Source organism: Sulfitobacter sp. 1A12779 (assembly GCF_043557315.1).
GTDB lineage: Bacteria > Pseudomonadota > Alphaproteobacteria > Rhodobacterales > Rhodobacteraceae > Sulfitobacter > Sulfitobacter faviae.
In genome coordinates, this window is record NZ_JBIFFU010000012.1 from 47,098 (window position 1) to 71,091 (window position 23,994).

Annotated in this window: 22 protein-coding genes; 11 read left to right on the forward strand and 11 right to left on the reverse strand. The window is 64.9% G+C overall.

Annotated elements, in window-relative coordinates:
• The first annotated feature begins 9 nt into the window (after positions 1–9).
• Complete coding sequence (locus tag ACGYLQ_RS14325) at positions 10–1,440, forward strand: nitrilase-related carbon-nitrogen hydrolase (RefSeq protein WP_394443540.1); 1,431 nt, start codon at positions 10–12, stop codon at positions 1,438–1,440.
• Here the strand turns inward: ACGYLQ_RS14325 and ACGYLQ_RS14330 are convergent.
• Together ACGYLQ_RS14330 and ACGYLQ_RS14335 are read right to left on the reverse strand one after the other, a co-directional pair.
• A complete protein-coding gene (locus ACGYLQ_RS14330) occupies positions 1,437–2,963 on the reverse strand; it encodes a cryptochrome/photolyase family protein (RefSeq protein WP_394443541.1) in 1,527 nt (508 codons plus the stop codon). The two genes, ACGYLQ_RS14325 and ACGYLQ_RS14330, sit on opposite strands and share 4 nt — an antisense overlap.
• Positions 2,960–3,628: an SDR family NAD(P)-dependent oxidoreductase gene (locus ACGYLQ_RS14335; protein ID WP_394443542.1), complete on the reverse strand. Its 669-nt coding sequence runs from the start codon at positions 3,626–3,628 to the stop codon at positions 2,960–2,962. Before ACGYLQ_RS14335 ends, ACGYLQ_RS14330 begins: the two co-directional genes overlap by 4 nt.
• A 296-nt stretch (positions 3,629–3,924) precedes the next feature.
• On the opposite strand from ACGYLQ_RS14335, the gene ACGYLQ_RS14340 reads away from it, so the two are divergent.
• A complete protein-coding gene (locus ACGYLQ_RS14340) occupies positions 3,925–5,493 on the forward strand; it encodes a 2-isopropylmalate synthase (protein WP_394413779.1) in 1,569 nt (522 codons plus the stop codon).
• Positions 5,494–5,766: 273 nt separating this feature from the next.
• Here ACGYLQ_RS14340 and ACGYLQ_RS14345 read toward each other — a convergent pair whose 3' ends face one another.
• Complete coding sequence (locus ACGYLQ_RS14345; RefSeq protein WP_067265286.1) at positions 5,767–6,348, reverse strand: VOC family protein; 582 nt, start codon at positions 6,346–6,348, stop codon at positions 5,767–5,769.
• 189 nt (positions 6,349–6,537) lie between these two features.
• On the opposite strand from ACGYLQ_RS14345, the gene ACGYLQ_RS14350 reads away from it, so the two are divergent.
• The 6 genes from ACGYLQ_RS14350 to ACGYLQ_RS14375 all read left to right on the forward strand — a co-directional run bounded on the left by ACGYLQ_RS14350 (position 6,538) and on the right by ACGYLQ_RS14375 (position 13,137).
• On the forward strand, positions 6,538–7,584 hold the full coding sequence (locus ACGYLQ_RS14350; RefSeq protein ID WP_040700660.1) for a rod shape-determining protein: 1,047 nt from the start codon (positions 6,538–6,540) through the stop codon (positions 7,582–7,584).
• A gap of 71 nt (positions 7,585–7,655) precedes the next feature.
• Complete coding sequence (mreC, locus tag ACGYLQ_RS14355; protein ID WP_067265288.1) at positions 7,656–8,558, forward strand: rod shape-determining protein MreC; 903 nt, start codon at positions 7,656–7,658, stop codon at positions 8,556–8,558.
• Positions 8,555–9,094 carry a rod shape-determining protein MreD gene (locus ACGYLQ_RS14360; protein ID WP_394443543.1) on the forward strand — a complete coding sequence of 180 codons (540 nt, stop codon included), beginning with the start codon at positions 8,555–8,557 and terminating at the stop codon, positions 9,092–9,094. Before mreC ends, ACGYLQ_RS14360 begins: the two co-directional genes overlap by 4 nt.
• A 15-nt stretch (positions 9,095–9,109) precedes the next feature.
• Entirely contained in the window at positions 9,110–11,059 is a 1,950-nt protein-coding gene (gene mrdA / locus ACGYLQ_RS14365) for a penicillin-binding protein 2 (protein ID WP_067265293.1), read from the forward strand.
• Positions 11,056–12,195, forward strand: coding sequence for a rod shape-determining protein RodA (gene rodA, locus ACGYLQ_RS14370; RefSeq protein ID WP_394443544.1), 1,140 nt, complete (start codon positions 11,056–11,058; stop codon positions 12,193–12,195). The genes mrdA and rodA overlap by 4 nt, the downstream gene beginning before the upstream one ends.
• A gap of 3 nt (positions 12,196–12,198) precedes the next feature.
• Positions 12,199–13,137: a 2-hydroxyacid dehydrogenase gene (locus ACGYLQ_RS14375; RefSeq protein WP_394443545.1), complete on the forward strand. Its 939-nt coding sequence runs from the start codon at positions 12,199–12,201 to the stop codon at positions 13,135–13,137.
• A gap of 19 nt (positions 13,138–13,156) precedes the next feature.
• On the opposite strand, the gene ACGYLQ_RS14380 is transcribed toward ACGYLQ_RS14375, so the two are convergent.
• The 5 genes from ACGYLQ_RS14380 to ACGYLQ_RS14400 form a co-directional block, all read right to left on the reverse strand.
• Positions 13,157–15,169: a M3 family metallopeptidase gene (locus tag ACGYLQ_RS14380; RefSeq protein ID WP_394443546.1), complete on the reverse strand. Its 2,013-nt coding sequence runs from the start codon at positions 15,167–15,169 to the stop codon at positions 13,157–13,159.
• A 48-nt stretch (positions 15,170–15,217) separates the two neighbouring features.
• Positions 15,218–16,255 (reverse strand): HesA/MoeB/ThiF family protein, encoded by a 1,038-nt coding sequence (locus ACGYLQ_RS14385; protein ID WP_394443547.1) that lies wholly within the window; start codon positions 16,253–16,255, stop codon positions 15,218–15,220.
• On the reverse strand, positions 16,255–16,707 hold the full coding sequence (gene dut / locus ACGYLQ_RS14390; RefSeq protein ID WP_394443548.1) for a dUTP diphosphatase: 453 nt from the start codon (positions 16,705–16,707) through the stop codon (positions 16,255–16,257). The genes ACGYLQ_RS14385 and dut overlap by 1 nt, the downstream gene beginning before the upstream one ends.
• 9 nt (positions 16,708–16,716) lie before the next feature.
• The gene (gene coaBC / locus ACGYLQ_RS14395; protein WP_394443549.1) at positions 16,717–17,910 is read right to left on the reverse strand and encodes a bifunctional phosphopantothenoylcysteine decarboxylase/phosphopantothenate--cysteine ligase CoaBC; all 1,194 of its coding nucleotides are present in this window, start codon (positions 17,908–17,910) and stop codon (positions 16,717–16,719) included.
• Between the two features lie 81 nt (positions 17,911–17,991).
• Positions 17,992–18,870, reverse strand: a complete 879-nt coding sequence (locus ACGYLQ_RS14400; RefSeq protein WP_067265311.1) for an RNA polymerase factor sigma-32 — start codon at positions 18,868–18,870, stop codon at positions 17,992–17,994.
• Between the two features lie 98 nt (positions 18,871–18,968).
• Between ACGYLQ_RS14400 and cobU the strand changes: the two genes are divergently transcribed.
• The 3 genes from cobU to ACGYLQ_RS14415 all read left to right on the forward strand — a co-directional run bounded on the left by cobU (position 18,969) and on the right by ACGYLQ_RS14415 (position 21,658).
• Positions 18,969–19,490 carry a bifunctional adenosylcobinamide kinase/adenosylcobinamide-phosphate guanylyltransferase gene (gene cobU / locus ACGYLQ_RS14405; protein ID WP_394443550.1) on the forward strand — a complete coding sequence of 174 codons (522 nt, stop codon included), beginning with the start codon at positions 18,969–18,971 and terminating at the stop codon, positions 19,488–19,490.
• Entirely contained in the window at positions 19,487–20,068 is a 582-nt protein-coding gene (locus tag ACGYLQ_RS14410) for a histidine phosphatase family protein (RefSeq protein ID WP_394443551.1), read from the forward strand. Before cobU ends, ACGYLQ_RS14410 begins: the two co-directional genes overlap by 4 nt.
• A 72-nt stretch (positions 20,069–20,140) precedes the next feature.
• Positions 20,141–21,658: a YifB family Mg chelatase-like AAA ATPase gene (locus ACGYLQ_RS14415; RefSeq protein WP_394443552.1), complete on the forward strand. Its 1,518-nt coding sequence runs from the start codon at positions 20,141–20,143 to the stop codon at positions 21,656–21,658.
• On the opposite strand, the gene ACGYLQ_RS14420 is transcribed toward ACGYLQ_RS14415, so the two are convergent.
• The 3 genes from ACGYLQ_RS14420 to ACGYLQ_RS14430 all read right to left on the reverse strand — a co-directional run bounded on the left by ACGYLQ_RS14420 (position 21,621) and on the right by ACGYLQ_RS14430 (position 23,974).
• Positions 21,621–22,538, reverse strand: a complete 918-nt coding sequence (locus tag ACGYLQ_RS14420) for an alpha/beta hydrolase (protein WP_394443553.1) — start codon at positions 22,536–22,538, stop codon at positions 21,621–21,623. The genes ACGYLQ_RS14415 and ACGYLQ_RS14420 overlap by 38 nt on opposite strands.
• Positions 22,535–23,470: a glutathione synthase gene (gene gshB / locus ACGYLQ_RS14425; RefSeq protein ID WP_394443554.1), complete on the reverse strand. Its 936-nt coding sequence runs from the start codon at positions 23,468–23,470 to the stop codon at positions 22,535–22,537. Before gshB ends, ACGYLQ_RS14420 begins: the two co-directional genes overlap by 4 nt.
• Before the next feature lie 105 nt (positions 23,471–23,575).
• The gene (locus ACGYLQ_RS14430) at positions 23,576–23,974 is read right to left on the reverse strand and encodes a YraN family protein (protein WP_394443580.1); all 399 of its coding nucleotides are present in this window, start codon (positions 23,972–23,974) and stop codon (positions 23,576–23,578) included.
• Positions 23,975–23,994 lie beyond the last annotated feature (20 nt).

The window sequence follows — 23,994 nt, forward strand, 5'->3', positions numbered from 1 at the left end:
AGCCTTGCCATGTCAGACCGTTTCCGCCTCACCCTCGGGCAGTTGAACCCCACGGCCGGTGATCTGACCGGCAACGCGGCATTGGCCCGCGACGCATGGCAGGCCGGGCGCGATGCAGGCGCGCAGATGGTCGCCCTGCCCGAACTCTTCCTGACCGGGCATGACGCGCAAGGGCTGTCACAAAGCCCCGCCTTTCAGCGCGATGTCTTGGCCCAGCTTGAAGCGCTGGCCGCGCATTGCGCCGATGGCCCCGCCTTGGCACTTGGCGCGCCGTGGGTCGCGGCGGGCAAGCTCCACAACGCATACCTCATCCTGCAAGGTGGAAAGATCGCGCAAAGGGTGCTGCAACACGCGCCCCGACCGCGCGCGGCCTTCGATCCCGCGCCGATCAGCGGCCCCTATGCGGTGGCGGGGCTGCGCATCGGCTCTCCCATCGGCGCGGATGGTGAGACGGGCGACGTGGCCGAAACGCAGGCCGAGACGGGGGCCGAACTGCTGCTGATCCCCCATGCCGCGCCCCATTTGCGCGGCGCGATGGAGCGGCGCCTCAACCACATGGTCGCGCGGGTGATCGAGACGGAATTGCCGGTGATCCACCTCAACATGACCGGCGGCGAGGGTGAGACGGTATTCGACGGCGCCACATTCGCGCTGAACCCCGGCGGCAAGCTGGCATTGCAGATGCCTGCCTTCGACACAGCGCTTGCCCATGTCGATCTGGAGCGCGGGCCGGAGGGCTGGCGGATCGTTGAAAGCGCCTTCGCGCCGCAACCGGAGGCGCTGGAACGGGACTACCGCGCCTTGGTCGTGGGGCTGCGGGACTATGTTGCCAAAACCGGCGCTTCCAAAGTGCTGATCGAACAGGCCGAGGGGAATGATACCGCGCTCGCGGCGGCAATCGCGCGGGATGCCTTGGGGGCTGAGAATGTCCGCCAGATTGCCCTGCCGCTGTCGGACAATCTGCACGCCGCGCTGCGGGATGAACTGGCCGCGCTCGGGGCAGAGGTCAGCGCCGAGACGCTCACCCCTCCCCTGCGCGGCCTGATGCTGCGCGCCTTGGCCGATGACGCGGGGGAAATGCTGCTCACCGCACAGAACAAATCCGCCGCCGCCATGGGGACTGTGGCTGTGTCAGGGGATTTCAACCCGGTCAAAGACCTTTACCAAACCGAGGTGCGGGCGCTTTGCGACTGGCGCAGCAAGACGGTGCGGGCATGGATGCAGGGACCGGCGCCCAGCCCGACCCGCGACACGGAAGAGGCCCGCGCCGAGGACGCGATCCTGCGCATCCTGCTGGAGGACGGCGGCAACGTTGATGACTGCGTGGCGGCGGGCCACGCGCCGCAGAGCGCGCAGAGGATTGCAGGGCGGATCGCGGCGGCAAAGGCGCGCAAGGGGCCAGCCGTTCCCGGCCCGCGTTTGAAAGCAGAGACGGCCTAGACCGTCTCGCCCGCGTCCAACCGCTGCAACCATCTATCCGCATCCCGCAGGACCGCCTCGCGCCGGTCGTCGTCCATACGGTCCCAAGTGGCATAGATGTTCTTCATCCGCATATTGCCCTGAAACCGCTCGCGATGGCGGTCAAGGAAATGCCAGTAGAGCAGGTTGAACGGGCAGGCCTTCGGCCCCGCCTTAATGCTGACGCTATAGCTGCACCCTTTGCAGTAATCCGACATGCGGTTGATATAGGCCCCGGAGGAAACATAGGGTTTCGAGGCGATCACCCCGCCATCGGCGAATTGGCTCATGCCCACCGTGTTGGGCGCTTCGACCCATTCATAGGCGTCGGCGTAGACCTCCAGATACCACTCATGCACCTGATGCGGGTCGATCCCGGCCAGCAGGGCGAAATTGCCCGTCACCATCAGCCGTTGGATATGGTGGGCATAGGCGTGTTTCTGGGTCTGGCCAATCGCCTGCCGCAGGCAATTCATCTGCGTATCCGCACCCCAGTAGAAGCCGGGCAGATCCCGGTCATGGCGCAGCACGTTGCGCGCCACATAGTCCGGCCCTTCGAGGAAATAGATGCCGCGCACATATTCGCGCCAACCGAGGATCTGGCGGATGAACCCTTCGGCGGCGTTGATCGGCACCTCCCCCGCCTGCCACGCTTCCTCGGCGGCGCGGCAGACCTCTAACGGGTCCAGCAGCCCGAGGTTCAGATAAGGTGAGATCAGCGCATGAAAGAGATAGGGCTGCCCTTCCAGCATCGCGTCCTGATAGTCGCCGAAACGCGGCAGGGCGTGGGCGATGAAATGCGCCAGCACCTGCAAGGCTTCCGCGCGCGTCGTGGCAAAGTCAAAGGGGTGCAGATCGCCGAAGTTGTCGCCATAGCGCGCCGTCACCAGTTCCAGCACCGCCTCAACCTCGGCATCGGGGGCGAAGGTCAGCGGGTCGGGGATATCCAGCCCTTCCTTCGGAGGTTTGCGGTTGTCGTGGTCGAAATTCCACTTTCCGCCAGCGGGGTCGTCGCCCTCCATCAACAACCCCGTCTCGCGGCGCATCTCGCGGTAGAAGTATTCCATCCTAAGCGCCTTGCGCCCCTCGGCCCAATCCTCGAACCGTTTGCGGCTGGCGATGAAGCGGTCATCCGGCAAAAGCCGGGTGGGGATCGGCGCGTGGCTTAGCTTGTTGATCAGACGCCACTCCCCCGGCTCGGTCGCGATCACCTCGCCCGCGCCCGTCTCCTCGGCCCGGCGGAGCAATTCGCCTACGATGGAACCCGCATTCTCGGGATCGTCCAAGGGGGTATAGCGCAGCGTCCAGCCGTCTTTCTCCAACGCACGCGCGAACTTGCGCATCGCGGCAAAGACCAGCGCGATTTTCTTGGGGTGGTGGCGGACATATTCCGCCTCTTGCGCCACTTCGGCCATGACCACCACATCGCGCGCTTTATCCGCTTCGCGCAGAGACGACAGGTCTAGCGAGAGTTGATCGCCCAAGACCAAGATCAAACGGCTCACCACGGCACCGCCTTCCCGGCCCAGTCAAAAAACCCGCCGCTCTCCTCCGGGGTCAGCCCATCCATCACCCGCAACAGATTGCCCGCCGCTTCGGGAGCCGGAACAGCCGGATGGCGGCCAAGGTATTTCTCCGTGAAGGGCGTCTCCACCGTGCCGGGGTGCAGCGCGACGCAGATGCTCTGCGGATGAGAGCGGCTCAACTCGATCGCGGCGGTATGCACGATCTGGTTCACCGCCGCCTTGGCGCTGCGGTAGCTGATCCACCCGCCGAGCCGGTTATCCCCGATGGAGCCGACCCGCGCCGAGAGCACGGCGAAAACCGCCCGTCTGTCGCGGGGCAAAAGCCGGGCCGCGTGGCGCAGCACCAGCGCCGGGCCGACCGCGTTCAGCGCGAATTGATCCAGCATCGCCTTTTGCGTAACGGCGCGCAGCGATTTCTCTGGCGTGGCCCCGTCGATCTCCAAGGCGCCGGTGGCGACGATCACCGCGTCGAAAGGGCCGCTCAGCCCCTCCAGCGCGGCGTTGACCGATGCCTCATCCGTCAGGTCCAGCCCATCGCCCGCGCGAGACAGGGGCGTCACCGTATCGCCGCGCGCACGCAAAGCCGCACTCAGCGCGGCGCCGATCCCGCCGCTGGCCCCGATCACCAGCACCCGCACTCTCATGCCGCCGCCCATGGTATCACTTGTCGCTGCATCCTGATCTCCCTTGCTCATAGGCAGATAGGCGGCGCTGACGCAGGGGCAAACAAAAGCCGCAACACCCCCTTTTCATTTGAAAAGACGGGCGTATAACTACTCCCATGACACAGGCCGTCCATATCCCGACCCTGCCGCGCAACTGCGCGGGCCTGCTGCGCGCCAACTTGCTGCACCTAATCCGCCTCTGAGCGTGCCCTTCGGCGCGCCCGCTCAGAGGGATGTGTTGCGCGCCAAGGATACCAGCAAAGAAAGAACCCAGGATGACAGATATGACGAAACAGGACCGTGTGCTGATTTTTGACACCACCTTGCGGGATGGCGAACAATCCCCCGGGGCGACGATGACCCATGCCGAGAAGCTTGAGATCGCCTCGCTCTTGGACGAGATGGGCGTCGACATCATCGAGGCCGGTTTTCCCATCGCCTCAGAAGGTGATTTCAAAGCGGTTTCCGAGATCGCGCGGCAGAGCCAGAATTCCGTGATCTGCGGCCTTGCCCGGGCGCAGTTGGGCGATATCGACCGTTGCTGGGAAGCGGTGAAACACGCAGCCCAGCCGCGCATTCACACGTTCATCGGCACCTCCCCCCTGCACCGCGCCATTCCGAACCTCACCAAGGACGAAATGGCCGACCGCATCCACGAGACGGTGAGCCATGCGCGCAACCTCTGCGACAACGTGCAGTGGTCGCCGATGGACGCCACGCGGACCGAGCTTGATTACCTCTACCGGGTGGTGGAGATCGCCATCAAGGCGGGCGCCACGACGATCAACATCCCCGACACTGTGGGCTACACCGCCCCGCGCGAGAGTGCCGATCTGATCGCGAAGCTTTTGGAAAACGTGCCAGGTGCGGATGAGATCGTCTTTGCCACCCATTGTCACAACGACCTCGGCATGGCGACGGCCAACAGCCTCGCTGCCGTCGAGGCCGGCGCGCGGCAGATCGAATGCACCATCAACGGTCTGGGCGAACGGGCGGGCAATACCGCGCTGGAAGAGGTCGTCATGGCGCTCAAGGTGCGCAATGACATCATGCCTTATGAGACCCGCATCGACAGCCGCAAGATCATGAACATCTCGCGCCGGGTCGCCGCCGTGTCGGGCTTTGCCGTGCAGTTCAACAAGGCCATTGTCGGCAAGAACGCCTTCGCGCACGAAAGCGGCATCCACCAAGACGGCATGTTGAAGAACGCCGAAACTTTCGAGATCATGCGCCCCGAGGACGTGGGTCTGACCGAGACCAACATCGTCATGGGCAAGCATTCGGGCCGCGCCGCGCTGCGGTCCAAGCTCGAAGACCTCGGGTTTGAACTGGGGGACAACCAGCTCAAGGATGTCTTCGTGCGGTTCAAGGAATTGGCCGACCGCAAGAAGGAAATCTACGAGGATGACCTCATTGCGCTGATGCGGACCGCGACGGACCCCGAGGAAGACCGCATTCGCCTGAAATCGCTCAAGGTCGTTTGCGGCACCGATGGCCCGCAGACCGCCGACATGGTGCTTGAGATCGACGGTGCGGAGCAGACCACCAACCAAACCGGCGACGGCCCCGTCGATGCGGCGTTCAACTGCATCAAGGCGCTGGTGCCGCATTCCGCGCGGTTGCAGCTTTATCAGGTGCATGCGGTAACCGAAGGCACCGACGCGCAGGCGACGGTTTCCGTGCGGATGGAGGAAGAGGGCCGGATCGTGACCGGCCAGTCGGCGGATACCGATACCGTGGTGGCAAGCGTGCGAGCCTATATCCACGCACTGAACCGCCTGTTGGTGCGGCGCGAGAAGGGCGGCACGGACAAGCGCGAGATTAATTATAAAGATGTGAGTTGAATTATAGGGCGGGGGTAACCCCGCCTTTTTACGTAAACAGTATGGAAGTAGGGCATCGCCTGCCCGCGGGGTGGCGAACCAAACCTTAGTTCATACCACTTTATTGATCAGCCATGGCGTACCCTCAAAGTGGCATACCCAGCGTCAACAAATCGCCTCCCCGGTCGCACCAAAGGTGCGCCAGTGTATATCGGCACGCCTTTGGCGTGACGGGCGGGCAGGCGATGCCCGGCGCCTGCGGCTTGATTCCGGGCCCGGGTGGCACACTCACCCTCAATACGGGTTCTTCGCCCCACGATCGTCACTCAGCGACGCCTGCCCCCGCTCTACGATCTTCACCACTGCATCCGCGAGATGCTGGCGCTGGATATGATCATCCCCCGCCGCCACGCGCAGCTTGTGGGCCTCCAGCATCACCTCGGCATGGCTCGACCCGCGCGGCGGGATGAAAGTGTAGCAGGCCAGTTCGATCAACAGCCCCAGCGGATCCTTAAAATAGATCGAATGCATGAAGCCGCGGTCCTTCACGCCGGAATGCCCGATGCCGCGCGCCTCCAACCGCGCGGGCACCTGATCGAACATCGCGCGGTCCACCTCGAAGGCCAGATGATGCACGCAGCCCGGATCCATCGGCGTGCGGTTGTGCACCCGCTTGCGGTTCTCATTCGTGAAGATCGTGATCAGCCGACCATCGCCGGGATCGAAATACAAATGCCCCTCGTCCGGGTCATCCAGATTGGGCTGGTCAAAGATGAAGGGCATCCCCAACACCCCCTCCCAGAAATCGATCGAGCTTTGCCGGTCCGCCCCGGTGAGGGTGATGTGATGCACCCCAAGTGTCTGTATCTTCTGCATGGTATCGCCGTCCTCTGCCTGTGCTGCGCCCTAAATATTCCGCTCTATGATAGCGCGGCGGCAATATCGCGCCACCTTTGCGGTCTTGCCCCTTTCACCCTGACCCCGTGCGCCCTATAAGAGCCAATAGCCCGCGCGTGGACCCATGCAGGCGGGCCTGTCCGAATAGTTGCAAGGCTCCGCTACTCTATGTCCATCCTCGATCAATTCCGCGGCCTGTTCTCCTCTGATATGGCGATCGACCTCGGCACCGCGAACACGCTGGTTTACGTCAAGGGCAAGGGCATCGTGCTGAGCGAACCTTCGGTTGTGGCTTATCACGTCAAGGACGGCGTCAAGAAAGTGCTCGCCGTGGGTGAGGATGCGAAACTCATGCTGGGCCGCACCCCGGGCAGCATCGAGGCGATCCGCCCGATGCGCGAAGGTGTCATCGCGGATTTCGACACCGCCGAAGAGATGATCAAGCACTTCATCCGCAAGGTGCACAAGCGCTCGACCTTCTCGAAGCCCAAGATCATCGTCTGCGTGCCGCATGGGGCGACTCCGGTTGAGAAACGCGCGATCCGCCAGTCGGTGCTGTCGGCGGGCGCGCGCCGCGCCGGCCTGATTGCAGAGCCTATCGCCGCGGCCATCGGCGCGGGCATGCCGATCACCGACCCGACTGGTAACATGGTCGTCGACATCGGCGGCGGCACCACCGAAGTGGCGGTGCTGTCGCTGGGCGACATCGTTTATGCCCGCTCGGTCCGCGTCGGCGGTGACCGGATGGACGAGGGCATCATCAGCTACCTGCGCCGCCAGCAGAACCTGTTGATCGGGGAGACGACGGCCGAGCGGGTGAAGACCTCCATCGGCACGGCGCGGATGCCCGACGACGGGCGCGGCACCTCGATGCAGATCCGTGGCCGCGACCTGTTGAATGGCGTGCCGAAAGAGATCGAAGTCACGCAAGCCCAGATCGCCGAGGCGCTGGCCGAACCGGTGCAGCAGATCTGCGAGGCGGTGATGACCGCGCTGGAGACCACGCCGCCTGATCTGGCCGCCGACATCGTCGACCGGGGCGTCATGCTCACGGGCGGCGGCGCGCTGCTGGGTGATCTCGATCTGGCGCTGCGCGAACAGACGGGCCTCGCGATCTCGGTCGCGGATGAGCCGCTCAACTGCGTGGCCCTCGGCACCGGCAAGGCGCTGGAATACGAGAAACAGCTGCGCCACGCGATCGACTACGACAGTTAACACTGGCAAGTTAGCCAGACCCGGCACGCGGCGAAGACGCCCCGCCTGACCGGGTGGGAGTTTCGGCACAGATGGCCAAGGACCGTTCCAGTTCCAGCGATTTCACCGGCCCGCTGCGGCGGCTGCTGCTGGTCGTGTTGGTATTGGCGCTGACCGGCATCTTCCTGCTTTGGCGCATCGACAGCCCCCGCGTTGAACGCTTTCGCGCGCAAGTGACGGATCGTTTCGTGCCCAATCTCGACTGGGCCATGGCCCCGGTCACCGGCACCATCAACCTGCTGCGCGACTTCCAAAGCTACCAGCGCCTGAGCGAACAGAACCGCGAGCTGCGCTCGGAACTGCGGCAGATGCAGGCGTGGAAAGAGGCCGCGCTTCAGCTAGAGCAAGAGAACGCCCGGCTTCTGGACCTCAACAACGTGCGGCTCGACCCGCGGCTGACCTTCATCACCGGCACGGTGCTGGCCGACAGCGGCTCGCCCTATCGACAATCGGTGCTTCTGAACGTCGGTGCGCGCGACGGGCTGGTCGAAGGCTGGGCCACGATGGACGGCATCGGCCTTGTGGGCCGCATCGCGGGCGTGGGCAAGAACACCGCGCGGGTGATCCTGCTGACCGATGCCTCAAGCCGCATTCCCGCGACGATCCAGCCTTCGGGCCAACGCGCCATCGTGGCGGGCGACAACAGCGCCGCGCCGCCCTTGGACTTCATCGAGAACCGCGAGCTGGTCCGCCCCGGCGACCGGGTAATCAGCTCTGGCGATGGCGGCGTGTTCCCGGCGGGCATCCTGATCGGTCAAGTCGCCGCTGATCCGGGCGGGCGGCTGCGCGTGCGGCTGGCGGCGGATTACGAGCGGTTGGAATTCCTGCGCGTGCTGCGACACCACGGCAATGAAACCGTGCCGGACACCGCCCATGTCATCACCTCCGACGGCCCCTTGGCCGATCCGGCAGCGCCGGTCGGGGTGCAGCCATGACCGATCTGTCGCGCAGCCGCCTTTGGGTCATGCGCCTGAGCTTTGTCGCGCTGGCGCTGGTGATCCTGTTCTTCCACCTCCTCCCGCTTGAGACGACACCGCGGGCTTGGGCCGGGCCGGACCTGCTGCTGGGCTTTGCCTGTGCTTGGGGGCTCCGACGGCCTGAATATGTGCCCTCGCTTTTTCTGGCGCTGGTCTTTCTGCTGGCGGACCTGTTGCTGCAACGCCCGCCCGGCCTTTGGGCGGTGCTGGCCCTGATCGGGGTCGAGAACCTCAAATCGCGGGGGCGGCACCTGCGGGATGCGAGCTTTGCCGCCGAATGGCTGACCGTGGCGGTAATCCTGACCATGGTGATCTTTGCCAACCGGATTCTCCTGAGCCTTGCGCTGGTGCCGACGCCTTCGCTGACGCTGAACCTCACGGAATTGGCACTGACGACGCTCGCTTATCCGCTGACCGTGGCGGTGACCCATGGTATCATGGGCGTGCGCAAGACCGCGCCGGGCGATCTGGATGCGCTTGGCAAACGGGTGTGATCGGGGAGCGATGATATGAGACGAAGCCGCGCCGACAATGATGCAACCCACACGCGCCTGACGCGTCGCGCCGCCCTTTTGGGCGGGGCGCAGCTGCTGTTCATGGGCGGGCTGGCCGCGCGCATGCGCTATCTACAGGTCGATCAGGCCGATCAGTTCCGCCTGCTGGCCGAAGAGAACCGCATCAACATCCGCCTGATCCCCCCTGCCCGGGGTGAGATTTTTGACCGCAACGGCATACAGCTTGCCGATAACGTGCCCTCCTACCGGATCGTCATGGTCCGCGAAGATGCGGGCGACGTGGAAGCCGTGATGGAGCGGCTCGCCCAAGTCATCGAGATCGACGAGGAGACCCGCGAACGCGCCATGACCGAAATGTCGCGCTCTGCCCCCTTCCTGCCCGTCACCATCGTCGATGACGTCAGTTGGGAAGTCGTGAGCAAGGTCAGCGTCAACGCCCCCGCCCTGCCCGGCGTCACGCCCGAAGTGGGCCTGACCCGCGTCTACCCGCGCGGTGCGGATTTCGCCCATGTGGTGGGCCGCGTAGGCCGGGTGAGCCAAGCCGACCTCGACGCGCTGGAGAACCCCGACCAGGTGTTGCGCATCCCGCGTTTTCAAATCGGCAAGATCAACGTCGAAGCCCGGGCCGAAAACCTGCTGCGCGGTGCGGCGGGCACCAAACATGTGGAGGTGAACGCCACGGGCCGCGTGATGCGCGAGCTGGAGCGGCGCGAGGGGCAGGCCGGGGCCGATCTGCAACTGACCGTGGACGCCAATCTGCAACGCTATGTGCAGGCCCGTCTGGGCGAGGAAAGCGCCGCCGTGGTCATCATCGACTGCGAGAATGGCGATCTGGCCGCGCTTGCATCCTCGCCCAGCTATGACCCGAACCTCTTTATCGGCGGCATCTCTTCGGCGGATTACAACCCGCTGCTCAATTCCAAATACCGCCCCTTGGTGAACAAACCCATACAGGGCACCTACCCGCCCGGCTCGACCTTCAAGATGATCGTGGCGCTTGCCGCCATCGAAGAGGGCATCGTCACCCCCGATGAGACGGTCTATTGCCCCGGCCATCTGGAAGTCGCGGGGCGGCGGTTCCACTGCTGGAAACGCGCGGGCCACGGATGGGTCGATCTGCAACATTCGCTGAAACAATCCTGCGACGTCTATTACTACGATCTCGCGGTAAAGGTCGGGATCGAAAAGATCACCGCCATGGCGAACCGCTTTGGCCTTGGTATCAAACACGATCTGGCGCTGTCCTCGGTCGCGGGCGGGCTGGCGCCCACGAAACAGTGGAAACGCTCGGCCCGGGGCGAAGATTGGGTCGTGGGTGACACGGTCAACGCCTCTATCGGACAGGGCTTCACCCTCTCCTCCCCGCTGCAATTGGCGGTGATGAGTGCGCGGATCGCTACGGGCCGCGCGGTGACACCGCGGCTGATCAAATCCATCGACGGGGTGGAGCAACCCAGCGGCGCGGGCGAACCGATGGGGCTGAACGAGAACAACCTGCGCCAATTGCGCAAGGCGATGTACGATGTGGTGAACGACCGCCGCGGCACCGGCTACCGCAGCCGCATCATCGACGACACGATGCGCATGGCGGGCAAGACCGGCACCAGTCAGGTGCGCAACATCACCGCCGCCGAACGCGCCCGCGGCGTGACCAGCAACGCCGACCTGCCGTGGGAACGCCGCGACCACGCGCTCTTTGTCTGCTTTGCGCCCTATGACAAACCGAAATACGCAGCCTGCGTGCTGGTGGAACACGGCGGCGGCGGCTCGACCGCCGCAGCCCCGATTGCGCGCGACGTGATGTTGCAGGCCATGGCGGGCGGCGAGCCGCCGCTCGAAGCCTACCCCAAGTCCGACCGGGGCCGCATCGCCACCCAGCAAGAGGAACTGCGCAACACCACGCCCGAGACCACCGCCAATCTGGAGGGGGAGGATCAGGCATGAGCTATCTGGAGCATACGGTCAAATCCGTCCCCACAGGGCTGCACAAAATCCTCTTTATGAACTGGCCGCTGGCGATCCTGCTGACCAGTGTCGCGGGCGTCGGCTTCTTGATGCTCTATTCGGTCGCTGGCGGGTCATTCTCCCCCTGGGCCGAACCGCAGATGAAACGTTTCGCCATGGGCATGGCGATCATGTTCACCGTAGCGATGGTGCCGATCTGGCTTTGGCGCAACCTGTCGGGGGTAGCCTATGGGGCGACCTTGGTGCTGCTGGTCGCGGTCGAACTCTTCGGCTCTGTCGGCATGGGCGCGCAGCGGTGGATCGACATCGGCTTCATGCGGCTGCAACCGTCGGAACTGATGAAAATCACGCTGGTCCTGTTTCTGGCCGCCTATTACGACTGGCTGCCGGTCAAGAAGGTCTCGCGCCCCTTCTGGGTGCTGGTGCCCATCCTGATCATCGTGATCCCCACCGCGCTGGTGCTGAAACAGCCCGACCTTGGCACCTCGATCCTGCTGCTGACTGCCGGGGGCGGGCTGATGTTCCTCGCGGGCGTGCACTGGGCCTATTTCGCCGCCGTCATCACCGCCGCCATCGGGCTGGTCACCGCCGTTTTCCAATCGCGCGGGACACCGTGGCAATTGCTGAAAGACTACCAATACCGCCGCATCGACACCTTCCTCGACCCCAGCCAAGACCCGCTTGGCGCGGGCTATCACATCACCCAATCCAAGATCGCGCTTGGCTCGGGCGGCTGGTCGGGGCGCGGCTATATGCAGGGCACCCAATCGCGGCTGAACTTCCTGCCCGAGAAACACACCGACTTCATCTTCACCACATTGGCCGAAGAGTTCGGCTTCGTCGGCGGCGTCTCCCTTCTGGGGCTTTACGCGCTGATCATCCTGTTCTGCGTGGCCTCGGCGGTGAAGAACAAGGACCGCTTCTCAAGCCTGCTGACCCTTGGCATCGCGCTTAACTTCTTTCTCTTTTTCGCCGTTAACATGTCGATGGTCATGGGGCTGGCCCCCGTGGTCGGCGTGCCGCTGCCGATGGTGAGCTATGGCGGCTCGGCCATGCTGGTGCTGCTGCTGGCCTTCGGCTTGGTGCAATCGGCGCATGTTCATAGACCGAGGTAATTCATGACGATCAACATTCTCTTCGCCGCCAAAGCCGAACGCTGGGACGGCTACGAACAACCTTTGAACGAAGCGCTGCGCAAAGCACTGCCGGGGCAGGATTTCACGCTGGCCACCGACCTGCCGCCTGAAGAGGTCGACTATATCGTCTACGCCCCGAACAGCGAGTTGCAGGATTTCACCCCCTACACCCGTGCCAAGGCGGTGCTGAACCTCTGGGCCGGGGTGGAGGCGATCACCGGAAACGAGACCTTGAATATCCTGCTGGCGCGGATGGTCGACTTCGGCTTGACCCACGGCATGGTGGAATGGTGTACCGGCCATGTGCTGCGCCATCATCTGGGGATGGATACCGACATTCTGCGCAAGGATGCCAAATGGGAGCCGCGCACCCCGCCACTGGCGCGCGAGCGCAGCGTGGCGGTGCTGGGCATCGGCGCGCTCGGCCAAGCGGTGGCGGAGGCGCTCGTGGGTCTGGGCTTTGACGTGACCGGTTGGTCGCGCAGCGAAAAGCAGATCGAGGGCGTGCGTTGCCTGCACGGTGACGAAGGTCTGACGGAAGCGCTCAAACGCGCCGAGATCGCCGTGCTCTTGATGCCCGACACGCCCGCCACGCAGAACGTTCTGAATGCCGAGACGCTCGCGCAGATGCCGGAGGGCGCCTTCATCATCAACCCCGGTCGCGGGCCGCTGATCGACGACGATGCGCTCTTGGCAGCGCTCGACAGCGGGCAGATCGCCCATGCCACGCTCGACGTCTTCCGGGTGGAGCCGCTGCCCGAGGATCACCCCTATTGGGCGCATCCGAAGGTGACCGTAACCCCGCATATCGCGGCGGCCACGCGCAACGACACGGCCTCGGAAGTCATCGCGGAAAACATCCGCCGCAGCGAGGCCGGCGAGCCTCTGCTTCATCTGGTGGACCGCGACCGGGGGTATTGACCCCCGGCCCCGGCAAGGCTCAGGCGGCCAGCCCGCGCCCCTTGAGCAGCGCTTCGACCCCCGGCAGACGCCCCCGGAAGGCGGTGTAAAGCTCTGCCGGATCGCGGCTGCCGCCGGTCGAGAGGATGTGTTTCTCCAAGGCCTCGGCACGTTCCGCATCAAAAGCCCCGCCCGCTTCCTCAAAGGCGGCGAAGGCGTCGGCATCCATCACCTCGGACCACATGTAGCTATAATAGGCGCTGGAATAGCCATCGCCCGAGAAGACATGCGCGAACTGCGGGGTGGCGTGGCGCATGCGGATCGCCTGCGGCATGCCGATGCTGCGGAGCACCTCGGCCTGTTTCGCCATCGGATCGGCAGGTGGTTCGCCGTCGTGGAACTCCAGATCGACAAGGGCGGAGGCGATATATTCCACCGTCTGGAATCCCATGTCGAAGGTCGCCGCGGCCAGCACCTTGTCGAGCATCTCACGCGGCATCGCCTCGCCCGTGCGGGCATGGGTGGCGAATTTCTGCAGCACCTCGGGCTGGTCCAACCAGTGCTCAAAAAGCTGGCTCGGCAACTCCACGAAGTCGCGCGCCACCGAGGTGCCGCTGACGCTTTCATAGGTCACATCCGAGAGCATCTGGTGCAGCGCATGGCCGAACTCGTGAAACAACGTGCGCGCATCGTCGTAGGACAGTAGCGCCGGATCGCCCTTGGCGAAATTGCAGACGTTGATCACCACGGGGGCCTGTTCGCGCGGGAACTTCGCCTGCGACCGCATGGCCGAGCACCACGCGCCCGAACGTTTCGAGCCGCGGGCGAAATAGTCACCAATGAAGACCGCCACATGCTGGCCGTCCCGCGTCACTTCCCACGCCCGGCAATCGGGGTGGTAGAGCGGCACGTCGAGGGCTGCGAACTCCAGCCCGAACAACCGGTTGGCGCAGTCGAAGGCCGCGTCGATCATCCGGTCGAGCTGGAAATAGGGTTTCAGCGCCGCCTCATCGAGATCATGCTCCGCGGCGCGCCGCTTCTCGGCGTAGTAGCGCCAGTCCCATGGCTCCAGCGCCCCGTTCACGCCATCCTCGCGCATCAGCGCGGTCAGCACCTCGGCATCGGCGTCGGCCTGCGCCTTGGCCGGTTTCCAGACTGACATCAGCAAGTCGCGCACGGCGGCGGGGGTCTTGGCCATCTCGGTTTCGAGCTTGTAGGCGGCGAAATTGTCGTAGCCCAGAAGCGCCGAACGCTCCTTGCGCAGGGCCAGCGTCTCCGCCGCGATCTCGCGGTTGTCGGTCTCGCCGCCATTCGCCCCGCGGGCTTCCCACGCGCGGAACGCCTTCTCACGCAGGTCGCGGCGGTCGGAGAATTGCAGGAAAGGCGTGATGAGCGAGCGCGACAGCGTGACCACCGGGCCTTGCGCGCCCTTTTCTTCGCCCGCGGCCCGGGCGGCGTCGATCACGAAATCCGGCAGGCCGGTCAGATCGTCCTCGGAGAGCGGCATGAACCAGTCACGCTCATCCGCCAGCAGGTTCTGGGTAAACTGCGTGCCCAGCACCGCCAGCCGCGCCTTGATCTCCTTCATGCGTTCGGCCTCCGACCCCGTCAGCGCAGCGCCTGAGCGGACGAAGCCACGGTGCGTCAGCATCAGCACGCGGGCCTGTTCCTCGCTGAGGTCGAGCCTGCCGCGCCCCTCCCAAACGGCATTGATGCGGGCGAAGAGCTTCGTGTTGCCCGAGATCGCCGATTGATGCGCGGCAAGCTTGGGCGAGAAGTCGCGCTGCAACGCCTCGCGCGCCGGGTTACTGTCCGCGCCTGCCACGGTGAAGAAGACGCTCAGAACCTTGTCGAGCGCCGCGCCGGAGGCTTCCAGCGCCTCAATGGTATTGGCGAAGCTGGGGGCCTCGGGGTTCTCGGCGATGGCGTCGATCTCGGCCCGGTGGGCGGTGAGCGCCTCCTCCAAAGCGGGGGCGAAATCCTCGTCTGAAATTCGGTCAAAGGGGGCGATGCCGAAGGGGGTCTCCCATTCGGTCAGAAGCGGGTTTGTCATGCAGGTCTCCTTTGCGCCCAAGATGGGGCGCGCCGGGGTGACTTGCAATCACCCGCCGCAGGTTTCGCAGCCCGCCCGGCGTTTGAGGCCGATCTTGCGGGTCTCGCCGTAAAGCCCGTCGTAGATCATCATCTCGCCGCGCAAGACACTCCCCGCGCCGGTGATGAGCTTCACGGCCTCCAGCGCCATCATCGTGCCGACTACGCCGGGCAGCGGGCCGATGACCCCGGCCTCGGCGCAGGAAGGCGCAAGTCCCGCCCCCGGCGCTTCGGGGAAGATACAGCGATAACAGGGCGCGCCGCGGGCGGGATCGAAGACGCTGAGCTGCCCCTCCCATTGGCTGAGCGCGCCGGAAATTAGCGGCTTGCCCGCAACGACGCAGGCGGCATTGACGCGATAGCGGGTGTCGAAATTGTCTGTCCCATCGAGCACGAGGTCATAATCGGCCACCAGATCCTCGGCGATCTCGTCGGTCAGGCGGCGGTGGTAGGGGCGCACGGTGACATGGGGGTTCTGCGCCAGCATCTCGGCCTGCGCGGAAAAGACCTTGGGCATGCCGATGGCGGCGTCCTTGTGGATCACCTGCCGTTGCAGGTTCGCGTTCTCGACCGCGTCGTCGTCGATCACCCCGATGGAGCCCACGCCCGCCGCGGCGAGGTACTGCAGCACCGGCGCGCCAAGGCCGCCCGCACCGATCACCAGCACCTTCGCGTTTTTTAGCGCCTTCTGGCCCGCGCCGCCGACCTCACGCAGCACGATGTGCCGGGCGTAGCGGTTCAACTCACTCTCCGAAAAACGGCCCGCGGTGGGGGCTTCGGTCGGCGCGTCCGGCGTGGCGCGCGCGCGCAGGGTCGCCAGCCCCTGCCGGTAGAGCAGCACCAGCACGACGAAACCGCCCAAGAGCAGCCAAGGCGCGGCGCTGCCGCCGGTGGAAAGCCGCAGCGGATGGGTGGCCGGAAACAGCAGATGCAGCGCGACCAGCGCCAGATACATCAGCCCGATCAGCCCCGCGCGCAGCCCGCGCGGCAGGCCAAGGAAGCCGCCGCCGAACCAAAGCGCCGCCGCTATGATCAAAACAGCCAGCATCACTGCGCCCCCGTCGAGCCGAACCCGCCCGCGCCGCGCGGGGTCTCATCAAGGCGCGCGGCCAGATCGAAGCCCGTCTGCACCACCGGAGCCACGACCATCTGCGCGATGCGCATGCCATGTTCGACGGTGAAGGCCTCCGCCCCCATGTTACCCATGATCACCCCCACCACGCCGCGATAATCGCTGTCGATGGTGCCGGGGCTGTTGATCAGGGTGATCCCATGCTTCAGCGCGAGGCCCGAGCGCGGGCGGATCTGCACCTCAAACCCCTGCGGGATCGCAATGTGCAACCCGGTGGAGATCAGCGCCCGCGCGCCGGGGGCCAGATCGACGGCGCCGCCGGGCAGATTGGCCCGCAGGTCCGCCCCCGCGGCCCCGGCGCTTTCATAGGCGGGCAATGGCAGGCTGCGGTCCGCGCCCTCGGCCCAGCAGAGTTTGATCGTGGTCATAGCGCCCCCTCAGGCAAGTGCTGCGGCGATACGTTCGGCCAGACGGGCGGCCACGGCATCTTTGCCCATGCGCGGCCAATCCTCCGCCCCTGCCTCGGTGATCAGTGTCACGGCATTCTCGCGCCCGCCCATGATCCCCGTGGCGGGGGAGACGTCATTGGCGACGATCCAGTCACAGCCCTTGCGCGCGCGTTTCGCGGTGGCATGGGCCAGCACGTCGTCAGTCTCGGCGGCGAAGCCCACGACGAGCGGCGGGCGGCCGTCGCCGCGCTGGCTGATGGTCTTCAGGATGTCGGGGTTTTCCGCGAAAGACAGGCTGGGCAGCCCGTCTTTCGATTTCTTCAGCTTCCGGTCCCCTGCCCCCTGCACATGCCAATCGGCCACCGCGGCGGCAAAGACGGCGGCATCGGCGGGCAGAGCAGCCTCTACCGCCTGCATCATCTCTTGCGCCGTTTGCACCGGCACGACCTCGACACCCTCGGGCGGGGCGACTTCGGCGGGACCGGTTACAAAGACGACCTCAGCCCCCAGATCCGCCAGCGCCCGCGCGATCGCCGTGCCCTGCGCGCCCGAGGAGCGGTTGGCGATATAGCGCACCGGGTCGATCGGCTCATGCGTCGGGCCGGAGGTGACGAGGATGCGCTTGCCCGCAAGCGGCCCCTGCCCCAGCCGCGCCTCTACCGCCGCGACAATCTCAAGCGGTTCGGCCATCCGTCCCGGCCCGTATTCACCGCAGGCCATATCACCGTCATTCGGCCCAACCATGGCGATGCCATCGCCGCGCAGGGTGGCGATGTTGCGCTGCGTCGCGGGGTGCTGCCACATCCGCACGTTCATCGCAGGTGCCAGCAGCACTGGCGTATCGGTGGCCAAAAGCAAGGTCGAGGCCAGATCATTCGCCGCCCCCTGCGCCATCTTGGCCATCAGGTCTGCCGTGGCGGGGGCAACCACCAAAAGGTCCGCCGCGCGGCTGAGCTGGATATGCCCCATCTCGGCCTCATCGCCGAGGTCGAAAAGATCGCGAAAGACCTTCACCCCGGTCAGCGCGGATACGGAAAGCGGGGTGACAAACTCTTCGCCCGCGCGGGTCAGCACCGGTGTCACCTTGGCCCCACGCTCGCGCAGACGCCGGATCAGATCGAGGGATTTATAGGCGGCGATGCCGCCGCCGATGATCAGCAGAATATGTTTGCCCGACAGCATAAAGGCCCCCCGTTTGCATTAGGGAGACCTTAATCCGGGGCGGCGAAATCTGCCAGCCCCGGCGGGCATCGCAATGCGGCGTCAGGCCAGAAAGGCAAAGACCTCACGCGATTGCATCTCAAGCGACTTGCGCATCTTGCCAAAGGCCGCGGCCTCAAGCTGGCGGACCCGCTCTTTGCTGAGGCTAAGCTCATCGCCTAGGCTTTCCAAAGTACGCGCCGGATCCCGCAGTTTGCGTTCGCGCACGATGAATTGCTCACGCTCGGACAGGCCCTGCATTGCCGCCAGCAACCAGTTGCGCAACTGCGCCGTGTCATGCTCTTCCTCGACACGCTCCGCCGCCTGCGCGCTCTCATCGGCCAGTGCTTCGATCCACTCGCGGCCCTCATCCTCAGCGCTCTGCGTGGCGTTCAGCGAATAGTCCGAGCCCGACAGACGGCCTTCCATCATCTCGACATCATGCAGCGGCACGCCAATCTCGGTCGAGATCATCTGGCGCAGCTGGTGCTTATCCAACGTCTCGCCCATGGCCGTGGCCTCACGCTCCAACCGAGCCTGCACGCGGCGCATGTTGAAGAACAACGATTTCTGAGAGGAGGTCGACCCCGTCCGCACCATCGACCAATTGCGCATCACATGGTCCTGAATGCTCGCCTTGATCCACCAGACCGCATAGGTCGAGAAACGCACGCCGCGGTCGGGGTCAAATTTGTCGGCGGCTTTCATCAGGCCCAGACCGGCCTCTTGGATCAGATCGTTCATCGGCGCGCCGTAGCGCTTGAACTTGCCGGCCATCGAAATCGCCAGACGCATGTAGGCGGTGATCAAACGGTGCAACGCGGCCTCATCCCGGTGATCGCGCCACGCATAGGCCAATTCCAACTCTGTCTCGGCATCGAGCAATTCGGCCTTCATTGCGGTGCGGGTGAGTGAAAATTCGCGAGCGGTTTGCAATGACATTTGGTATCCCCCTTGAGAAATGCGCGGCGCACCTTGTGATGGGCCTTTGGTGGAGATACGCAGAGACATGCCATTTGGTTCAAATATTTGGTGAGAAGATGTTGCCTAGAACTACCTTTGCCCTAGGCGGGGCGGCCTCGGGCAAGTCGGAATGGGCAGAAGCCCTCGTAAATTCCAGCGGCATGTCAAAGACTTACCTCGCCACCGGTCGCATCTGGGATGACGAAGTTCAAGAACGTGTGAACAAGCATCAAGCAAGGCGCGATGCGGGGTGGCGCACCGTCGAATGCCCGCTCGATCTGACCGAACCGCTGGCGAAACTGCCCGCCGGCGAAATCGTGCTGATCGACTGCGCAACCATGTGGCTGAGCAATCACCTGATGGAAGGCAGCGATCTGGAGGCCGCGCAGGCGCAGCTATTGCAGGCCCTGCGGGGCTGCGCCGCGCATTGGGTCATCGTCTCGAACGAGGTCGGCCAAGGCATCGTGCCCGAGAACGCCATGGCCCGCCAATTCCGCGAGGCGCAGGGGCGGCTGAACATCGCCTTGGCCGCCGAGGCAGAGACCGTGGTGCAGGTCGTCGTCGGCCTGCCACAACTGTTGAAAGGGGAGATGCCATGACCACTTGGCACTGGGTGCGTCATGGCCCCACTCATGAGAAGAACTTCGTCGGCTGGCGCGATGTCCCGGCGGACCTTTCCAATGCGCCCCGACTGGCGCGGTTGAACCTGCATCTGCCCGATGAGGCGCTGCTCGTCTCCTCGGACCTGATCCGCGCCGTACATACGGCAGATGCGCTGGCCCAGCCCTCCCGCCGCCGCCTGCCCCATGAGCATGAGCTGCGAGAGTTGCATTTCGGCGCTTGGGATGGGCTGCATTTCTCCGAAGTCGCCGCGCGTGACCCGGACCTCAGCCGCGCCTATTGGGAGACCCCCGGCGATGTCATGGCCCCCGAGGGCGAAAGCTGGAACCAGACCAAGGCGCGCGTCGACCGGGTGGTGACGCGGATCAACGCGGCCCACCCCAATGCCCATGTGATCGCCGTGGCCCATTTCGGCGTCATCCTCACGCAGGTGCAGCAGGCCCAAGGCGGCGGCCCGCTAGAGGCGATGGCCCATAAGATCGACAACCTCTCGGTGACGCAGCTGTCCCACGACAACGGCCAATGGCGGGTCGAAGGGATCAATCATACGCCCTGACCCACAGTGCCGTTAACCATTCCTAAACCCGTCTTGCCTACCGATTAACCATCGCAAGACGGAGCAGGGGTAATGGTATCGCGGGCCTATACGGTCGCATTTCAAGGGGTCGACGCGCGCATCGTCGAGGTGCAATGCGCGGTCACCGCCGGGCTGCCAGGCTTTTCGATCGTCGGACTGGCGGACAAGGCCGTGTCGGAAGCCCGCGACCGGGTGCGCACGGCGCTCAGCGCCTTGGCCATCGCGCTGCCGTCCAAGCGCATCACCGTCAATCTCTCCCCCGCCAACCTGCCCAAGGAAGGCAGCCATTTCGACCTGCCCATCGCGCTGGCGCTGCTCTCGGCCCTTGATATCCTACCGGATGACATCACCCAGAATGTAGTGGCCTTGGGGGAGCTTTCGCTCGACGGGACACTGATGCCCGTTGTCGGCGCCCTGCCCGCCGCCATGGCCGCCGCCGCCGAGGACCGCAGCCTGCTCTGCCCCGCGGGGTCGGGGGCGGAGGCCGCATGGGTGGGCAAGACACAGGTCATCGCCGCCGCCACTCTGGGCGACGTGGTGCGCCACTACACCGGGCAAGTACCGATCGCCCCCGCCGAGCCGGGCGAGGTGCCCCTCACATTGGCGGGCCGCGACCTGCGCGAGGTTAAGGGCCAAGAACGCGCCAAACGCGCGTTGGAGATCGCCGCCGCCGGGCGGCATCACCTGATGCTGGTCGGCACGCCGGGGTCGGGGAAATCCATGCTGGCCGCGCGGCTGCCCGGCATCCTACCGCCGCTGACGGCATCCGAGGCGCTTGAGACCTCGATGATCCACTCCCTCGCCGGGCTGCTGGATGAGGGCGGCATTTCCCGCAGCCGTCCCTTTCGCGAGCCACATCACACGGCCTCTATGGCCGCGATCATCGGAGGCGGTCGGCAAGCGCGACCGGGGGAGGCATCTCTGGCCCATAACGGCGTGCTGTTCATGGACGAGTTCCCCGAGTTCAACCGCACGGTCCTCGAAACCCTGCGCCAACCGATCGAAACTGGCGAGGTCATGATCGCGCGGGCCAATGCCCATGTGAAATACCCTTGCCGCTTCATGCTCGTCGCGGCGGCGAACCCCTGCAAATGCGGCTACCTGCCTGACCCGGCCCGCGCCTGCGCCCGTGTCCCGGCCTGCGGCGAAGACTATCTCGGCCGCATCTCCGGCCCGCTGATGGACCGGTTCGACCTGCGCGTCGACGTGCCGCCCGTCAGCTACAGCGACCTCAACCTGCCCGCCAACGGCGAGACCTCGGCCGAGGTCGCGGCAAGGGTCGCCGCCGCGCGGGCGCTTCAATCCACGCGCTACGCGCCGCATGACGGGATTTCGGCCAATGCCGATGCGGCGGGCGACCTACTTGAAACCGTCGTCAGCCCGGATGCCGAAGCGCGCGCGCTGCTCCTGCGCGCAGCAGAACGGTTTTCCCTGTCGGCGCGCGGGTATCACCGGGTCATGCGTGTCGCGCGCACCATCGCCGATCTTGCGGGGGAACCCGAGGTCCGCCGCCCCCATATGGCCGAGGCGATCAGTTTTCGCCTGCCCGATCCGACAGCAGGGCATTGATCCAATCGGCGAGGGCCGCAAGGCTCTGCCGCGCCTCGGGCAGGTGGTTCTGAAACAGCGGCCAGACATGCGGCAGGTCATGGACCTCCTGCAAACTGGCCGACACGCCCGCTTCGCGCAGACGGGCCGCCAATCGGCGGCTGTCATCGCGCAGGATTTCGCTGTCACTTACGGTGAGCCAGACAGGCGGTGCGCCTTTGAAATCGGCGAGAATGGGACTCGCCCGGGGGCTCTCCGCATCCTGCCCCTGAAGATAGAGCCGCGCCATTTCCGTCGCGCGGGCGGCGGGCAACAACACGTCGCTTTCGGCATTCTGCGTGAAACTTGGGCCTGAAAACGTCAGGTCCAACAATGGGGAAAGCCCAAAGGCGCCAGCAGGCAGCGCCACCCCCTCGCGACAAAGCTGCGCCAAAAGATCGAAAACCAGCGCGCCGCCCGCGCTGTCGCCGCCAATCACGATGTCCCTCGCGGCGAAGCCCATCTGGTGCAGCGCATCCCACGCCGCGCGGATGTCTTGCGCAGGTTTGGGAAAGGCCGCTTCCGGCACGCGCGCATAGCGCGGCAGCACCGCCCGCGCACCGGTCAGCAGGGATAGGCGCGCGACCATCGCCCGGTGCGTCTCCGGGCTGCCAAATACGAACCCGCCGCCATGAACGTAGAGGATCACACGCCCTTGGGAGGCCTGCGGCGGCGTAAGCCAAAGCGCCGATCCCGCCCCCGGCAGATCACGCCATTCTGCATGCACCTCGCGCGGCCCTTTGAAAAAGAGCCGCGCCTGCATCTCCATCGTGGCCCGCAGGAACTGCGGGTTTGCATGCGCCAGCAAAGGTTTCTCTGTCAGACGCAGGTAGCGGTTCAGAAGATGCTGGCGCAGGCTCACCCGCGCTTGGCCTCGATCGCCTCCCAGATTTTTCCGGCGACATTCTCGCCATCGAACCGTTCCAGCTCTTGAATGCCGGTGGGAGAGGTCACGTTAATCTCGGTCAGATAATCACCGATCACATCGATCCCGACAAAGATCTGGCCCTTTTCTTTGAGCAATGGCCCGATGGCGGCGCAGATCTCCAGATCGCGCTCAGTCAGCCCGACCTTCTCAGGCCGCCCGCCGACATGCATGTTCGACCGCGTCTCGCCCTCCGCCGGGACTCGGTTGATCGCGCCCACCGGCTCCCCGTCCACGAGGATGACGCGCTTGTCACCCTTGGATACGGCAGGAAGGAATTTTTGAACAATGAGCGGCTCACGCGAGAAGCCGGTGAACAATTCATGCAGGGAGGTGAGGTTGCGGTCATTGGCGTCCAGCCGGAACACACCGGCCCCGCCATTGCCGTAAAGCGGTTTCAAGATCACATCGCCATGCTTGGCCTTGAAGGCCTTGATGGTCGAAAGGTCGCGCGCAATCGTGGTGGGTGGCGTCAGTTCGGGGAAGTCGAGAACCAGAAGTTTCTCGGGGTAATTGCGGACCCAAAAGGGATCGTTGACCACTAAGGTGGTTTCTTTCAGCCGGTCCAGCAGGTGAGTCGAGGTGATGTAATGCATGTCGAAAGGCGGGTCTTGGCGCAGCCAGACCACGTCGAAATCCGCCAAATCGACTTCGCGCTCTTCTCCGAACCGGGCATGATCGCCCTGCACGCGCTGCAAGGTAAAGTCATAGCCCCGTGCAGTGATCCGCCCCTCTTGGTACGCCAGATGATCGGGCGTGTAGAAGAACAGCTCATGCCCCCGCGCCTGCGCCTCTTCGGCCAGCCGAAAGCTGCTGTCGGCATTGATGTTCACGTCCCCGATCGGGTCCATTTGAAAGGCGATTTTCATCGGCGTCCCCCGCTGCTTACCTTTGTCGTGATCCGACCCGGACCGACGGTGCAGGCATTTGGGATCGCTTCTTAGATGGCGCAGCAGGGGCCTATACGCAATGGGTCAGCCGTGGCCAAAGGCGTTTTCGATGATTTCGGTAGCCCCCTGCCCATCGACAAGCGCCACGTCAAAGCGCACCTCGGTCAGGCTTCCTGCAGGTTCGCCAGCAAGAAATTCCTCGGCGGAGCGGTAGATGCGCTGCATTTGTCGGGCGGAAAGGCTTTCGGCAGCCCGTGCGAAACTACGGCTTTGTTTCACCTCGACAAAGATCAAGGCAGCCCCATCGCGCAGGATCAAATCAATTTCACCAGCGCGGCCCCGCCAACGGCGGCGCGCGATGGCAAAACCGCGCCTTTCATAGTCTTGCGCGATGCGGTTCTCGGCAGCGATCCCGGCATGATAGGCCATGCGCCCCCGTTGGCGTTTGGCCGCAGTTCGTATCCCCGTATCACCCTGCACCATTTTCATTGCTCCGACCCGCG